Here is a 15,675-nt window from a genome sequence, read left to right as displayed (position 1 = left end):
GAAGTACTTAGAGTATCGGGTGCGACCGATGCTCTTTTTTATACATATAATTATATCAAAAAGGGTGTTGTATCAGAACCTGACGGTTCTAATACAACACCCTTTTTTGGAGACTTATGTCACAGCCTCTTTTTAAACGTTGGATCGACGTTGATTGTCGGATAGATTAAGTTCTTTCAAATTTTTGTTGGGGATGATTTTAAGTAGATTTTAATGATGATTGCTTTTAGTTGACTTGTTTTACTGGGGACGGTATTTTTTGGATGATAGTTGTGACTCTTGATTTTTTTGGGGATCAAGAGTAATTTTAAGTTTCTGAGTTTATAATTATTTTTGAGAGTCGCTTTAATTTTGGTATAATTGTTGAGATAGTTTTTAAGGTGGTGCTAATTTTTGAACAAGGATAAGCAAGATGGTCAAGAAGCTATTCCGCTTTTGAATCCTGAGGCCTCGAGTCAAGATACGATGTTAAAAGGTTCAGTCTGGATGACTGCTGGTAGTATTTTTTCGCGTGTGCTGGGTGCTATTTATATTATTCCTTGGATGGCTTGGATGGGGTCTTATTATCCATCCGCTAATGCCTTATTTGCCAAAGGTTACAATATTTATAGTTTGTTTCTGATCATTTCTACTGCTGGGATCCCTGGAGCTATTTCTAAGCAGATTTCACATTATAATGCTTTGGATGAGTATGCTACGGGTAACCGGTTGTTTAAACAAGGCCTTAAAATAATGGCTTTGATGGGTATTATTTTTGGAGCGATTATGTTTTTTGGCGCTTCAGCAATTGCTTTTATTTTTACTGATGGAGATCCTAATAGTATCCCGGTAATCAAATCTCTTGGGATAGCTGTTCTGGTGATCCCAATTTTGAGTATTTTACGTGGTTACATGCAAGGATATTCTGATATGGCACCATCAGCAATTTCTCAGCTGGTTGAGCAAATTGCACGTGTGCTATACATGTTGACTGCTACTTATTTGATCATGCAAGTGCAAAAGGGTAGTTATGTTAGTGCGGTTACCCATTCGACTTTTGCAGCTTTTATTGGTGCAATTTTTGCGATCGGGATATTGCTGTTTTATATTTTTAAAAAGCTGCCTCAGTTACGGGCACTTTCACGCAATGGTAAGCCGGCAACGACTATTAATAAGAATTTTGCCAGGGAAATATTTGAACAAGCTTTCCCATTTATCATCATGGATGCGGGAATTACTTTTTTCAATTTGTATGATCAATCGACCTTCCAACAGTTTATGCTGATGTTCGTTGATGCTACAAAGGTTCAGTTGGATAATTATTATTCACTGTTTGGTTTCCAGGCTAATAAATTGATTATGATCATAGTTTCGCTGTCAACTGCTATGGCAGTTACTGCAGTGCCGATCTTATCGGGATTGTTTGCTAAAGGCGATAAGAAGGATATTGAAGATCAAATTAGCAATACTTTGGAGTTGTTCTTTTTCATTATGATTCCTTCGGCTATAGGGATGTATGCTGTCTCACAACCACTTTGGACAACTTTTTATCGGTATGATGCTTTGGGAATTTCGATGCTACAATTTTCATCGATCATGTCGATCTTATTAGGATTATTTACTGTGTTGTCGGCAGTTCTGCAAGCTTTATACCGTAACCGGCTAGCAATCAGATATTTGGTCATCGGATTTATTGTTAAGGTGATCATCCAAGTTCCGATGATCGGTTTGTTCCATGAATTTGGACCATTAGTTGCTACAAGTATCAGTATGGCGGTCATTTGCTGGTTGATGCTGAGAAAACTTTATCAAATTTATCCATTCAATATTGAACGGACTGAGAATCGTATCAGCGGTATTATTATATTCTCGATCGTGATGTTTGTTGCAGTATTGATCATCAATTGGATCGTTTATCGATTCGTGGGTGATTCGGATAGAATTGTTAGTTTGTTCGTGCTCATCTTTGAAGCAATTGTCGGTGCAGGGATCTTTGGTTATTTAGTTTTGAAAACAAAATTAGCCGATAAGATTTTAGGATCTTGTGTAGCACGGATCAGACGTTTAGTTAGAATTAAATAAGTTTAAGTATTTTATTGCAAACAAAAGGCGCAAACCCTCGGTTGAGAAGGTTTGCGCCTTTTTTGTTAATAATTATGCTTTTTTATTAGTAACGATCTTTTGCATACTTTTTGGAATTGCTTCGATCAATTTTTCTGGTAATACGACGTAATTCTTTTTATAGATTTTATCGGCAATGAAACTGTGTAGAAATAGTGCGGCTTCGACAGTGTTTTGTGAGAAACCGAATTGGCCAACAAAAGCTGCAATTATTCCAGTCAAAGTATCTCCCATACCACCAGTTGCCATTCCCGGATTTCCCGCGATGATTTGGTTAGCAGATCCTTCGTAATATACTTCAGAAAGGTGTTTTTTCACGATTAGAAGGGCGTTAGGTGCGATGTTGTGTAATTGTTCTAAATTCTTCTTAGGCTTTTGCTCGGCTATTTCTAATTGCGATAGACGTTGCCATTCACCTTGATGTGGTGTTAATATTACATTTGCTGGTATTTTTGCGATATCAATTTTGGATCCAGCAATTATTGTCAAAGCAGATGCATCAAAGATGATCGTTTGATCCATATGAGCGTGATCGATAACTAATGAAACTAATGACTCGCTGTATTTGGAGGTCCCCAGTCCCGGGCCAATAGCAATAACGTCAGCATTCTTGATGGCATCAATGATTTCGATCAGATGATGGTAGTCAACGGTCATAGCTTCGGGAATGCGAGTGTTGATTGCGGTAAACTTTTCGGGAATAGTTGCTACAGTTACAAGTCCCGCACCAGAATGGATAGCAGCTGAAGCGGACATAATAGCGGCGCCACCAAAATTAGATGAGCCAGCGATGATCAAAATTTTTCCATAGTTTCCCTTATAAGAAATTGGATCTCGTGGTGTAATTACTTGTTTTAAGATCGATTTATCAATTTTTTGCATTACATATCCTCATTTTTATGGTATCGTTTTAAGGTAAGCATATCACAAAGATAGTTTTGCTGCTGTGGCGGAATTGGCAGACGCGCAGCGTTCAGGTCGCTGTATGGGTTTCCATGTGCAAGTTCGACTCTTGTCAGCAGCATAATAAAAGAGCTATAAACGTTGAATTTTCAGCGTTTATAGCTTTTTTTTTGCTTAACAAATATTTCCAAAAACTATTTACAAAAGAATCAATTTCTGCATATAAAATATAATGTTCTTTGTGATATATTTATCTTTTCTTGGGTTATTAAAAACTAAAATTTGCTTTTGCAGCAGTGTTGTATTCGATTACAGAAAAACTAAAATATTTTTTAAAATTGTAAACTTAATTTTTGAAAAATAGAACAAATCGTTTTTATAATATGAACTCATGTGTGGTATAATTATTTCAATAATTGTACAGGAGGTTTTATTATGAATAATGGAGCAACTGTTTCTCAAAACACCGGTGCACCAATGGATTCGATCACACTTGCCAATCCACTGTATTTTGTTGAGTCATTACTTGGAACTATCGCGGGTGTATTATTTTAAGTTTGCATTACTTGGACTGGACGTTTTTTTGTCTGGTCCTTTTTTAGTGTACAAACAGCAGTATTAAGTTTGGATAGAAGTTTGCTTGTTCATACGTTCAAAACCGACTCCGTAATCTGGGATTACAATTTCGGGATCAGAAAATTAATTGTAAAATATTTATTTCGACATCACTGGTCGATCAATGATTTAAAATGTCACAGTATTTAATCAAAAAAAGTGCCTCGTAAACGTTAGGATTCATCTAACATTTATAGGGCACTTTTTTTGTTATAACTTTGATATTTATGGTTTTGTAACTTGTTCCAGCTCATTTCTAATTCAACTTGATTGGTATTTTCATCGATATTGGTACCGGTTTTTACAAAATTTTGACCTAAGTAGAATTCAATGGCTGCTTGATTGTTTTGATAAACATGCAAGGTCAAGTGATCGAAATTGTTTTTGGCTTCTGAAAGCAATTTTTTGCCGATTCCTTGATGTTGATACTCCTCGGTGACGAATATTCCTTCAATGTAATTATCATTGATACCGATGAATCCGGTGATTTGATCAGCTTCTTCATCTACCCAAACGTCAACTTTTGTAATGGCAGATTTAAAATACGGTAAATTGTCTAACCAATATTTTTCATCAATAAAATCATGTGCGGAAATGTTTTCCGTTAGCCAAATAGTTGCTAAGGCTGAAATATCTATCCGTGTAAATTCAGTGATCTTCGTTATCATCTTTTTCCCTCTAAAATTAGTATATTTGTTTTTAAATAAATTTAAAGAACAAAAAAACCCTCTTTTTTGTCGAAGAGGGTCAAGAAACGCATAGGGGGGATTCATATTAATTCCTAATGAGGAGAAACTATCTCAATAAATATTGATAATGTAGGGGGATTATCTCAAAAGATAGGCGTGGCTTCCTATCTCCTTTATTGAGAACAACATTATAATAACTTATTTTGGCGAGCAGAATAGGCTATCTTTAAACAAAAATATTTATAAAACTTGGGTCGTATTTTTTGTTTTGGTTATTTGATAATGTCGTTAATGTTCATTCCCAAGGCATCAGCAACTCTAGTACCGTATTCTTTATCAGCACCGTACATTTGCTTGATTTCGAGGGTCTTGATTTCATCATTGTCGAATGAACCTAATCCATCTTTGATAGTTTCGATCATCCGATCTTGTTCTTCTTTTGACATTAAGCGATAGAGATCACCCGCCTGAGTTGTGTAGTCGACTTTATAATTATAAGGTTGGTTAATGGCATTACCTTGAACAGGATCACCAGCAATTTTAGCTGAGTGGTCTTCTTTAGGACCGTCAAAACCATTTGGTTCGTAGTTAACTTCGCCACCTTGATTATTGGTCTTCATATAGCCATCGCGTTCGTAGTTGTGGACTTCGTTAACGGGACGGTTGATCGGAAGTTCTTCAAAGTTTACTCCGAGACGATATCTTTGTGTGTCTTTGTAAGAGAACAAACGTCCTTGTAATAATTTGTCAGGAGAAGCTTCAATACCAGGAACTAAGTTGGCAGGAGAAAAGGCAGCTTCCTCGACGTCTGTGAAATTGTTTGAAGGATTTTGGTTCAAAGTTAATTTACCAACTTTAATCAGTGGATAGTCTTTGTGTGAAACAACTTTTGTAACATCGAAAATATCCCATTTGTAATTCAAACCTTCTTCGTAAGGGATGATCTGAACATACATTTCCTATGAAGGATAATCTTTCTTTTCAATGGCATCGAAGAGATCATCTTGCAAAAAGTCGGTATTCTTAGCTGAAATTTTATCAGCCATTTCATTAGTCATATTCTTAACGCCTTGATCAGCAATCAGGTGATACTTGATCCAGAATTGTTCACCATCTTTATTGACCCATTTGAAAGTATGTGAGCCATAGCCGTTCATTTCACGATATGAAGCGGGAAGGCCACGATCACCCATCAAATATGTAACTTGGTGAAGTGATTCAGGAGAATGTGACCAGAAGTCCCATTGCATTTCTTGAGTACGACGGTTAGTTCTTGGGTCACGCTTTTGTGAATGGATGAAATCAGGGAATTTTAATGGATCGTTAACGAAGAATACCGGAGTATTATTGCCAACGATGTCATAATTTCCTTCTTCTGTATAAAATTTAACTGAGAAGCCACGTACATCACGAACTGTATCCGGATAGCCTTTTTCACCAGCCACTTGTGAAAAACGCATGATCAATGGGGTCTTCTTACCAGCCTCATTGAAGAGGTCAGCTTTAGTATATTTGCTCATGTCATTTTCAAGAACGAATTCACCTTTAGCACCTGCACCTTTAGCGTGCACAACACGTTCAGGAATACGTTCACGGTCGAAATGTGCCAACTTCTCGATCAGATCATAGTCTTGCATTAGGACGGGACCTCTAGGACCAGCCGTTTGCGAATGTTGGTTGTCAGCCCAAGGTTGTCCAGTTTGTGTTGTCAGTTTCTTTGCCATTAATATAATCTCCAATCAATTTAGTTTATTTCGTGATAAACGAAATTACATCTCTATGATTGGATTATTTCACCAAAAAGTCAATTTATGTGCACAAAAATGGTAATTTATTTTTTAAAAAATTAGATTATTTCATATTTGACCGAGTTATTGTTTTTTTACAAAATCATTCGAGCAGAATAATTGTTTTGATCACCTTTTTGTTTATGATTAAATTGTTGGTTACGAAAATGCATCTAACGTTTTATCATTAAATCAATGAAGCAAATTAATTGGAGGTTATCAAATGTCAGAACAATATGATTATCAAGTTTTGTATATCGGAGCTGGTCATGGAACTTTTGATGGGGCTATACCTTTAGCAGCATCTGGTTGCAAAGTTGCGATTGTTGAAAGTGGCTTAGTGGGTGGAACTTGTCCTAATCGTGGCTGTAACGCCAAGATCACTTTGGATGAACCTGTAAAAGTAATGCGTGAAGTTGAACGTTTGAATGATGTTTTGAATGGAAAAGTCGAACTGAACTGGACTGGTAACGTTGAACATAAGCAACAAGTTATCGATTCTCTTCCAAGTATGATCTCCGGTTTGATGGATAGTGTGGGTATCGATGTGATCAAAGGATATGCGACATTTAAAGATTCTCATACTGTTATCGTTAATGATCAAGAAATCACTGCCGATAAAATCGTCATTTCGACTGGTTTAAGACCACATCGTCTGGATGTTCCTGGTGAGGATCTGACTCACGACAGCGAAGACTTTATGAATCTTAAATCATTACCAAGAGATATAGTGATTATTGGTTCAGGTTATATTGGTATGGAATTTGCGACGATTGCCAATGCTGCTGGCTCAAAGGTCACGGTGATGCTTCATTCAGACAAAGCTTTGCGCCGCTTCCATCAACCATTTGTTGAAAAAGTAATCGCTGATATGACAAAACGTGGCGTTAAATTTATATACAATGCCAAAGTCGCTGGATTCAGCAATAATGGCTCAAATATCAGTGTCCAGTACGGCGACAGCGAAGAATTGACGACTGATTGGGTATTGGACGCAACCGGTCGGATCCCAAATACTGAAAACATGAATTTGGAGAAGATCGGCGTTGAATACAATGAGCGTGGTATCGTCATTAATGATCATTTGCAAACGACAGTAGATAACATTTACGCTTCAGGCGATGTGATTGATTCAGATCAACCGAAATTAACACCAACCGCTATTTTTGAGTCAATGTATTTGATGAAATTGTTCTCTGGAAAAACGACAGATGCTATCAATTTTCCAGTTGTACCTTCAGTGGTCTTCACGTCTCCACGCATAGCCGAAGCTGGGGTGTCAATAGAAGATGCTGAAAAAGCTGGCTTGTCAGTTACTAATTCTGACTTAAGCCAAGACTGGTATTATCAAGTTGATAAAGAAACCTTAGCAGAAAGCAAACAAGTTCATGATAAAGATGGTCGACTAGTTGGCATTACTGAAATGAGTGATCATGCTGATGATGTCATCAACAGCTTATTGCCGATTATCGAATTAAAACTTGATCCCGAAGAAATAGGACGGATCGTAAGTCTATTTCCATCAATAGGATCAGCCGCATTTGGCCGGATATAAAAACAGAGAGAGCGGAAGGCGACGGTCAGCTGCTGAGGATTTAGGGACAGTCAGCACAAAGGTACGGCGAAGCCGTGCATGCTAACAGTTTCTAAACCGGAGGCCGCTGTCGCCTGGAGATCGTTTCAACATCCTTGAGGGCAAAAAGTAAACAGCACTATTCAAAACCGCTGCAATTTTAACAAGCGTAAATACAAAACACTATTTTATTGAGCAAGTTTAAGTTATACGGGAATCCCATCAAAATTACATCAAAGTGATGGAGCAACCAATCTAAACCGGAGGCAGAAATCTGCCAGACTCCAAACAATGCAAAAATAGCAAGCATTCTCAAAATGAGACGTGCTTGCTATTTTTTGCTATTTTTTACTAATTTTTACATAATTGTTGGAACTAAACCGCCATCTAATCGTAATGCTTCACCAGAAAATGATGAATTATCCGGGCTAGCAACAAAAGCCGCAAAGCGACCGATTTCTTCAGGGCGGATCAATCGTTGGATTTGTGATCTAGAACGATGATTTTTCATAAAATCAGCTTCCCATTGTTCTTTTGGTAGGTCACTTTCGCTATACATATCGGTTAACATTTTTTCAACACCCTCAGTCAAAGTTGAACCTGGCATGATCGTGTTAACCGTTACGTGAGTTGACTTAGTTAGTAAGGAAAGACTCTTTGCTAAAGACAAGTTCATTGATTTGGTCATGCTGTATTGAGGCATTTCACCTGATGGCATGATGGCTTCCTCACTCGCAATAAAAATAATACGACCAAAATCTTTGGCAAGCATCTTCGGAAGATAAAATTTCGATAACGCATTTCCAGAGAGGACATTGACCTTGAAAAATTTTTCCCAAGTTTCATCAGTGATGTCCAAATAATCCATCGGTTGGAAAATACCCATATTGTTAACCAAAATATCTACTGTGGGAATTTTTTGGAACAATTCTGTTTGACCGTCCGTAGTTGAAATATCTGCAGCGATACCAACTGGTGAAGTATTAGGAAATTGATTTTTGATTTCAGTTACTACACGATCAACATCAACAGCCTTACGACCATTAATAATGACGTTAGCTCCTTCGTTAGCCATTTGTACAGCGATGGCTTTGCCAATGCCCTTGGTGGATCCGGTGATTAGGGCACTTTTGTTAGTTAAATGTAAGTCCATATTATTTCTCCGTTGAAATATATTTAATATTTTGTATTCATTGTTGTTAAATCATAACAAATCATCAGAAAAATAATAGTAGGCACATTTAAGTACCCGTGCAACCGTGCCAATAGTCCGTAAATGCTCAGCAGCTGATCGTGCACTTCCACTCTCTATCTAAAACGAGTTCCAGAGCCCAGCGGCCTCCGCTTTACAAACTATTGGCGAGCCCCGCTACGCGGCACTCTAGTGCCAATAGCCCGTAAATGCTCAGCAGCTGATCGTGCACTTCCACTCTCTATCTAAAACGAGTTCCAGAGCCCAGCGGCCTCCGCTTTACAAACTATTGGCGAGCCCCGCTACGCGGCACTCTAGTGCCAATAGCCCGTAAATGCTCAGCAGCTGATCGTGCACTTCCACTCTCTATCTAAAACGAGTTCCAGAGCCCAGCGGCCTCCGCTTTACAAACTATTGGCGAGCCCCGCTGCGCGGCACTCTAGTGCCAATAGTCCGTAAATGCTCAGCAGCTGATCGTGCACTTCCACTCTCTATTCAGGTACGGTTAAAAATTTGAAAAAATTGCGTGTTTTTTGTTCCTTTTCAAATTCACTTGTATCAATGTCGATGAGTGTAATTACGTCACTGTAGTGATTAGTTGGGATCACGTAATTTGATGGGGGTATTGGTTCGTTGAAGGATTTTAATTTTTTTATTTGCTCAAAAATCTTCTTGCGTGCTTGCTTCATTCCAGTGTATGGATCCGTTGCGTGGAGTGAACAATTAAAATCGGGGATGTCGATATAATATGGATAATATTCGCGATCGCATTTTGTCATAACTATTGGATATACAGCCTTCATAGTATTACCTCCAGTTGTTATTGAATAGTCTAATAGTAAGTCACTAAGCAGCAATAATATTATTCATTTTTAATAATAATTTTTTCAAAATAAAAAATCGATAAATCTGCTTCATTCATCGATTTTGGTATTTTTGCTAGTTATATTGTCCATTTCTTTGATCAAAGAGTCGACTGATTCAGTCCCGTGAATATAAACACCGCTGGCTAGGGCATGACCGCCTCCGCCAAATTTTTCGGCGATCGAATTTATCGGAATATTCTTTGATCGCAAGTTTACGCGGAAGACATTAGTTTCATTTTCGCTTAAAACAGCCCAAGTTTTAACAGAATCGATTTTCCCGATCAAGGGAACTGCATAATCTAATTCTCCAGGATTCAAATTAAAAATATCTAGTAGTTGCTTATTTAATACAATATAAGCAAATCCGGAATCATTTAATGAAAAGTTTTCCAACATATAGGCCTCTAATCTGGCGGTTTGTAGATTGATCTCATTTTCTTCATGACTGATCTTCGACGCATTAGCACCTAGTTTAATTAATTTGGCAGCAGCATCGAGTGTTCGAAAATTAGTATCCGCATATAAAAAGCGGTTAGTGTCACCGATGATGCCGGCATATAAGCAATCAGCGATTTTAGGCGTTATTTGTAAATTAGTTTTACTGGCAAATTTGAAGATCAGTTCCGCACAGCTGGAATAATGGTCTTTGACCCAGTTGATGGCACCGAAGGGATCCACATTAGGATGATGGTCGATCTTGATGATTTTTTTAACAAATGATAAATCGTGGTCATCGTCGATCCGCTCAGTATTTGCTGTATCAACTGCAATTATCAGTGCACCGGTATAATCAGTTTGGTCAAGTTGATCCATTTTTCCGATCCAATCAAAAATTGGTAAGTCGATTCCAGTAGCATAGATCTCTTTTTCAGGAAATGCTGTTTGAAGCAAAAGCTTTAAGGCGATTTGTGACCCTACGGCATCAGGATCGGGATTGCGATGCCTTAAAATAATGATTTTTGATGCATTGGTGACTTCTTTATATATTTGACTGATCATTTTTTGGACCTCCAATTTAACTTCTCACAACCTTAATATACCCGAAATATGGCAATATTCATATTAAATAAAATCTATTTCTTTCAAAAATTCATTTTTCAAATTATTGGGATTGGGTATTTTAAAAAAGCAAGCAATATATCAGTGAATTGTTTCGGTCATGGATGATTGCACGAAAAATCTTCTCCAATAATAAATATAATCAAAATAGTAAAGCGTGTAACGAATTGAATCAGCGTGAAATAATGTTTTTTACACAATATAATGTTTTGATATCAAATTATTTCAAAAAATAAAAGCCAGCGCTTTAATAATTTACAATTAATTAATTATGTTATAGTAATATATTTTCATATAAAATGAACTTTAATCTAGCATTCAGTCGCGATGATGCTATCATATCCCCGAGGAGGACGGGATATGCTAATCAAAAAAATGATAGCTTTGTTTATATTGACGGTCACCTTTGGTTTAATTATTGGACTAACTTTTAATTTGGGGATTAAAAGCAATCATTCCACCAACGATCACGTTTCTGAAGCTGATACCGATACTACCGCGACAACCAGTACTGTTCCGGCAATTGACAATAACACGCCAAGCCAAACTGTCAAAAAGGTTTTAACTTTTTATCAAAACGATGGTTTTAGATTACAACCTAATTCACAAATCAATTTGTATACTGGAGGAGGCTCCAAGACTATTCATACTGTTCCGGCGGAAGGTGACGTTGACGATGATTACGATCTGAACGCCAAACAATGGCTGGTGTATAATACGAACACTCAAAAATGGGAGCCTCTGAAAGCTAATGATCCCGCTGCTAAAATTTCCAATGGGGATGATTTAATAGTTTCACCCAGTGCTGGAGTTAAATATTATCAGTATCAATTGAAATGGCGAGATCTAGGTTTGATCACCTATCGAGATAAGTATGATTACTCAAATATTGTGCAAGTTAATACTTATGCAAAGGAAAATAAAGCTAGTTACTTAACGGTAACTTCAGATGATAAATATTTGTACAATAACCAAAATTATGAAGATACAACCTATGTTCACGCAATTCCTAAGGAATCTAACGCTACTGGTGACGTGAAATGGTCTTCAAGTGACACTTCGATCGCTACAGTCGACCAAAAAGGACTAGTACAGCCTATTTCTGATCCGTCGGGAAAAACCAAAACTGTTACGATCTATGCCGAGTTAACTAATCCAGATGGCAGTAAAATCAAGGGTAGTACTGATATTACCGTGGGTGGGGGATTGACCGATAAATCTGCTCAAAATGGCAGCAGCGTTGAATTCACTATCCCCGGCACCAGACAAAGCGATATGAGTGCTATTAGTAAAGTCGAGTGGCACAGAGTTGCTCCTGACCAGAAATTTGATCCGAAAGCTGATTATCCGATCGTTCAAGCTGGCACTAATCTGCAGTATACGATATCAAATCTTCAGGCTAGTGCTCAAGATGGTTCGCAGTACTATGCGGTCGTTTCCTTTAATGATTCAACCAAGCAGTTGATCACCAATCCAGCCAAATTAACAGTAGTAGCAATTTCTAACAACCTAATCAAATTCAGTTCCTTCAAGTTTGAGAATCTGACCACTAATCAAAAAGCCGACGCTAATGGTTCCCTGACCAATGTTAAAAAGTCAGATCAATTGGAGGTCTCTTTTTGGTTGACTGATCAAGATCTCAATTCGACCGTCGACGATGGACCGTTGACCTTTCAACTTCCCAACGGAGCACAAGTCTTGTCATTTCAAAAAATAGGTGGCGGGAATACTGGGGAATTAAAGAGCCTACCTAAATGGAAAGATGCAAATGGACAAGAGTTTTATAAAACGCAGCCAACGGAAAATCCGCAGCTCGACACGATAAGTGATCCCCACGTAATTTTTAATGATAACACTGGGGCTATTATTTATTCACTGACTTTTCAAATGCCATACGATGCGACTTCCTTAAACTTTACCGGTCATGCTACTTATTCTCCACGAAACAAAGAAAATACCTTGCTAGGAAATTATAATAGTAAGAATTACTCGATCAATCCGATCCCACAAGAATTTGCCTTAAATGCTAGATCAATCGATTTTGGCAGTGTTTTGCAAACATCCGATAGTAAACCTTTGATCGGAAAAGTTGACGATCCTAATTCTGAAGTTTTGCAAGTCGTCGATAAGCGCAGTCAGGCTGATCGAACGCCGCGAAAAGTATTTGTCAGTGCAGATCCAAACTTTATGAATGAGAACGGTAAAATGTTCAACTCAAAACTAGTTTTAGACCAAAATGGGGTGGAAGAGCCGATCAATTTAAACGGATTAGAGCTCTACCAAACCAAGCAAGGCGAACAAGTGCCGTCTATTTACTGGAAAAATAAAGTCAAACTAGAATTGCCGAATGATATCCCAGAGGCTGGGCATTATAAAACAGTTTTAGCATGGACAGTTAATGATTCCGTTTAATCATTCATCAAATTTGAATAAATTTCCATTCAATTATTTGTAAATTATGAAAAAATGTTATACTATCAACAGAAATTGTTAAACAAATCACGATTATAATTAAGCAAAATGTTTGTGAGGGAGCATTTTACTTTTAAATAAAATATTAATTTAAAAATAAACATGGAATTACTACCACAGGGGGGAGTAATTCCATGTTTTTTTGTTTGGGGAGAGTAGCTATGAAAGTTCGGGTTGTTTTTATGTTGTTCGTATTGATAATTGCAAATTGCTTATTCCTTTTTGATGCAAAAGAGGTAGGTGCAACATATTCCGACGATTCTGGATATCAACTAATGGGAAAGCCTAGTAAGGATGGAAAACCAGGTATATTATATTGGAAAAATGGTATCTATTATTGTTCGAAGGAACAAAGAATTACTGCGGGTGAAAAATATACGTTAAATATTAGAACCGAATGCCGTAATTTTCTTTATCACGCAAATATTGATTATATTGAGTGGTATCAAATTTTTAAAGATCACCCACCCGTTCATCTTGCTACAAACAAAATGGAAACATACGGCGATATCTTGACTTCGGCTGGTGATTATTATTTTCAGGCAGTATCCCATTACAAATATATTCGTCAAACTCGTCAATATTTTTCTAAGATTATGACTGTACATGTAAATCCGGTACATATAAATGCGAATCAAGTTCTAATAAATATTGATAATCATTATTTGAATAGTTTTAACAAAGTCCCCAGCTCAATATTTGCTAGAGCAACTGTTTTACCAGCAAATGCAGATGGAAAAGTGAGATGGTCTTTGAATAATCAAAATCTTGCAACCATCGATCCCGATTCAGGTAATATTACTGCGAATAATCATGGAAAAAATGGAATTGTTGAAGTTAAAGCAACAGTAGTTGATAATAATAATTCAGATGAAAAAATCTTCGAAACACAAAAAATTACTGTTGGCCAAGGATTAGAAGATCAGACCGTTGAAAAAAATGGGAATGTAACTTTTACAATACAAGGAGATATAGTTGACAAAGCTAAAAATATTCAGTGGCATAGAATAAATACTAACAAACGATACTCTCGTGATGAGAAATTGGTAGGAGCTACTCAAAAGTCATTAACTATTGATGGAATCGATGATAGCTATGGGAAATTCAGATATTATGCAGAATTTGTACTGGTTCAAAAGGGCGAAGATGGAAAACAACAATTCATCAATATTCGTACAAACAAAGCTAAAATAAATATTATCCCCAGCAATAAGCCAAGAATTCAACTAATCTTTTCATCACTAAATGAAACGTTAAGTAAAATATATCCTAATGTTAAATTTAAAGATCATTTACATAGTGTAGCTCCAAATGACACCATTTTTATGCAAGGAACTATTACGGATAAAAATGAAAATTCATTTTTGAAAAATGGTCGATTAGAGTTTAATGTTCCTGCAAATTGTAAGAATTTAAAAGTTTGGATTGATGATAGGCCAGTTGATAGTAATTTTGATACTCAGAGAAATAATGTTAGTATTGATAATTTGGATTTTTCGAAGAAAAAATCTTTTCATATAAAAGTCCAATTTACTATTAGCAAATTTAAGAAATCTGTGTTCCAAACGGAACCAAAATTTAGTATTTTAAACAATGTCCCTAACAATATTAACCTTGAATCAGAAGTTATTGGAGATCCTTTATCAATGGACTTTGTACAAGATTCTGTTGTCTCAGTGGGCAGTAATATCAATTTTATTGTTAATCATGCTTCAGAAACTAAAACATCATCGTTTGGTCAAATTGATGATCCAAACGATGAGGCGCTAAAAGTTATTGATGATAGACGTGAAAAGTCTGTGGTACAGGTTTTTATTCATTTAGACAATGATAACGACCCAACTACTCAACCAAGTTTTTATTATTGTCCTGATCATGGCGCACCTCAATTGCTTTCTACCAAGTGGCTTCAAATTTATCAAACTCAACCTGGTCAATCATTAAAATCGATAGTTTGGAAAAAGAAAATCAAGGTCGTCATTCCTAAAGACTATCACTCAGCTAAAAATTTGCATGTACCTATCCGTTGGGAAATTAAGCAGGTTAGTAAAACTGATTATAGCAATGTATCAAATCGATAATATATATCATTAAAAAAAATGAGCTTTAAGTTCGCCACTTTTTTAAATTAGACTTATAATGAACTTGTAAATCTAAGGAGGCTGTTTAACATGACAGAAATTCTATCTGATGCAGATATTGCAAAGGAACCTGAGGTTTTAAATACACCAATGAAAGATGCATTTGACTGGAGCGATTCGAAGACCGACGTTCGGGATGCAATTTGGGATCATATTATGGAAAGCAATAACCATAGTACTGATAAGACTGCCGAAGCCATGAAACCATTTTTGGACATGAGCGAAGACGAAGTCAAAGACTACGTTGAAAAAAATTTAAAGAAGTAATTTAAGACGCA

General features: G+C 36.8%; 10 protein-coding genes, 1 tRNA gene and 1 pseudogene. 6 read left to right on the top strand and 6 right to left on the bottom strand.

All coding sequences use genetic code 11. The features are described from left to right. The first annotated feature begins 465 nt into the window (after window positions 1-465). Window positions 466-2,061 (top strand): putative polysaccharide biosynthesis protein, encoded by a 1,596-nt coding sequence (locus tag EKM78_RS05890; protein ID WP_164507218.1) that lies wholly within the window; start codon window positions 466-468, stop codon window positions 2,059-2,061. Between the two features lie 72 nt (window positions 2,062-2,133). On the opposite strand, the gene EKM78_RS05885 is transcribed toward EKM78_RS05890, so the two are convergent. Continuing rightward, on the bottom strand, window positions 2,134-2,982 hold the full coding sequence (locus EKM78_RS05885) for an NAD(P)H-hydrate dehydratase (RefSeq protein WP_125770337.1): 849 nt from the start codon (window positions 2,980-2,982) through the stop codon (window positions 2,134-2,136). A gap of 58 nt (window positions 2,983-3,040) precedes the next feature. Between EKM78_RS05885 and EKM78_RS05880 the strand changes: the two genes are divergently transcribed. Further along, window positions 3,041-3,124, top strand: a tRNA-Leu gene (locus tag EKM78_RS05880). Between the two features lie 685 nt (window positions 3,125-3,809). On the opposite strand, the gene EKM78_RS05875 is transcribed toward EKM78_RS05880, so the two are convergent. Then, complete coding sequence (locus EKM78_RS05875; protein WP_164507217.1) at window positions 3,810-4,286, bottom strand: GNAT family N-acetyltransferase; 477 nt, start codon at window positions 4,284-4,286, stop codon at window positions 3,810-3,812. 293 nt (window positions 4,287-4,579) lie between these two features. Further along, window positions 4,580-6,031: pseudogene (locus EKM78_RS05870) on the bottom strand (catalase). A gap of 286 nt (window positions 6,032-6,317) precedes the next feature. On the opposite strand from EKM78_RS05870, the gene EKM78_RS05865 reads away from it, so the two are divergent. Next, the gene (locus EKM78_RS05865) at window positions 6,318-7,649 is read left to right on the top strand and encodes a dihydrolipoyl dehydrogenase family protein (protein WP_125770333.1); all 1,332 of its coding nucleotides are present in this window, start codon (window positions 6,318-6,320) and stop codon (window positions 7,647-7,649) included. 376 nt (window positions 7,650-8,025) lie between these two features. Here the strand turns inward: EKM78_RS05865 and EKM78_RS05860 are convergent, their stop codons facing one another. The 3 genes from EKM78_RS05860 to EKM78_RS05850 form a co-directional block, all read right to left on the bottom strand. Then, window positions 8,026-8,820 (bottom strand): SDR family NAD(P)-dependent oxidoreductase, encoded by a 795-nt coding sequence (locus EKM78_RS05860; protein WP_125770331.1) that lies wholly within the window; start codon window positions 8,818-8,820, stop codon window positions 8,026-8,028. A 530-nt stretch (window positions 8,821-9,350) separates the two neighbouring features. Further along, window positions 9,351-9,662 carry a hypothetical protein gene (locus EKM78_RS05855; protein WP_125770329.1) on the bottom strand — a complete coding sequence of 104 codons (312 nt, stop codon included), beginning with the start codon at window positions 9,660-9,662 and terminating at the stop codon, window positions 9,351-9,353. A gap of 111 nt (window positions 9,663-9,773) precedes the next feature. Then, on the bottom strand, window positions 9,774-10,724 hold the full coding sequence (locus tag EKM78_RS05850; protein WP_125770327.1) for a DHH family phosphoesterase: 951 nt from the start codon (window positions 10,722-10,724) through the stop codon (window positions 9,774-9,776). A gap of 420 nt (window positions 10,725-11,144) precedes the next feature. On the opposite strand from EKM78_RS05850, the gene EKM78_RS05845 reads away from it, so the two are divergent. From EKM78_RS05845 to EKM78_RS05835, 3 genes are all read left to right on the top strand, one after another. After that, window positions 11,145-13,196 carry an Ig-like domain-containing protein gene (locus tag EKM78_RS05845; RefSeq protein ID WP_164507216.1) on the top strand — a complete coding sequence of 684 codons (2,052 nt, stop codon included), beginning with the start codon at window positions 11,145-11,147 and terminating at the stop codon, window positions 13,194-13,196. Window positions 13,197-13,417: 221 nt separating this feature from the next. Then, window positions 13,418-15,337 (top strand): Ig-like domain-containing protein, encoded by a 1,920-nt coding sequence (locus EKM78_RS05840; protein WP_164507215.1) that lies wholly within the window; start codon window positions 13,418-13,420, stop codon window positions 15,335-15,337. Window positions 15,338-15,427: 90 nt separating this feature from the next. Then, window positions 15,428-15,664 (top strand): P8 family protein, encoded by a 237-nt coding sequence (locus EKM78_RS05835; protein ID WP_125770321.1) that lies wholly within the window; start codon window positions 15,428-15,430, stop codon window positions 15,662-15,664. The last annotated feature ends 11 nt before the right edge of the window (window positions 15,665-15,675 follow it).

This window comes from Companilactobacillus furfuricola (assembly GCF_003946325.1).
GTDB classification, from domain to species: Bacteria; Bacillota; Bacilli; order Lactobacillales; family Lactobacillaceae; genus Companilactobacillus; species Companilactobacillus furfuricola.
The sequence above is the reverse complement of the archived record's forward strand: the minus strand, read 5'-3'. Positions and strand labels throughout refer to the sequence as shown.

Bases quoted from the DNA above. Each gene is read 5' to 3' on its own strand.
- EKM78_RS05855 (WP_125770329.1), bottom strand. From the start codon at position 9,662: ATGAAGGCTGTATATCCAATAGTTATGACAAAATGCGATCGCGAATAT.
- EKM78_RS05890 (WP_164507218.1), top strand. From the start codon at position 466: ATGTTAAAAGGTTCAGTCTGGATGACTGCTGGTAGTATTTTTTCGCGT.
- EKM78_RS05840 (WP_164507215.1), top strand. From the start codon at position 13,418: ATGAAAGTTCGGGTTGTTTTTATGTTGTTCGTATTGATAATTGCAAAT.
- EKM78_RS05860 (WP_125770331.1), bottom strand. From the start codon at position 8,820: ATGGACTTACATTTAACTAACAAAAGTGCCCTAATCACCGGATCCACC.
- EKM78_RS05885 (WP_125770337.1), bottom strand. From the start codon at position 2,982: ATGCAAAAAATTGATAAATCGATCTTAAAACAAGTAATTACACCACGA.
- EKM78_RS05835 (WP_125770321.1), top strand. From the start codon at position 15,428: ATGACAGAAATTCTATCTGATGCAGATATTGCAAAGGAACCTGAGGTT.
- EKM78_RS05875 (WP_164507217.1), bottom strand. From the start codon at position 4,286: ATGATAACGAAGATCACTGAATTTACACGGATAGATATTTCAGCCTTA.
- EKM78_RS05845 (WP_164507216.1), top strand. From the start codon at position 11,145: ATGCTAATCAAAAAAATGATAGCTTTGTTTATATTGACGGTCACCTTT.
- EKM78_RS05850 (WP_125770327.1), bottom strand. From the start codon at position 10,724: ATGATCAGTCAAATATATAAAGAAGTCACCAATGCATCAAAAATCATT.
- EKM78_RS05865 (WP_125770333.1), top strand. From the start codon at position 6,318: ATGTCAGAACAATATGATTATCAAGTTTTGTATATCGGAGCTGGTCAT.